Raw genomic sequence first — 285 nt, forward strand, 5'->3', positions numbered from 1 at the left:
CACAATGAAAACAAATATGCTAATCAAGAAATGAAATGGATAGAATATTGCAAAAAACAACTTTTTTCGCTTAATAGTGAAAATCCTATTCATAAAAATAAAAGCTCGTTTGATATGGAAGTGCCTTTTGTAAGCATTTCTTTTGGGTCTTTGATTTATGATAAAGAAAGACTGGCTAAAAAAGGAGTTAGGCAAATTTTTGGAGTGGGTTTAGCAGAATCTTGCAGGCGATATTTTTATGAGAAATGATTTGATTTTAGATAATTAAAGAATATACTACAAACT

At 28.8% G+C, this 285-nt stretch carries 1 protein-coding gene; it reads left to right on the forward strand.

Annotation, left to right across the window (positions count from 1 at the left end; all coding sequences use genetic code 11):
- Positions 1-249, forward strand: a 249-nt coding sequence (locus ELQ12_RS10315) for a hypothetical protein (protein WP_166739611.1), incomplete at its 5' end; no start/stop codon positions are given.
- Between the last annotated feature and the right edge of the window lie 36 nt (positions 250-285).

It is taken from the genome of Campylobacter sp. US25a, from assembly GCF_004379075.1.
GTDB lineage: Bacteria > Campylobacterota > Campylobacteria > Campylobacterales > Campylobacteraceae > Campylobacter_D > Campylobacter_D jejuni.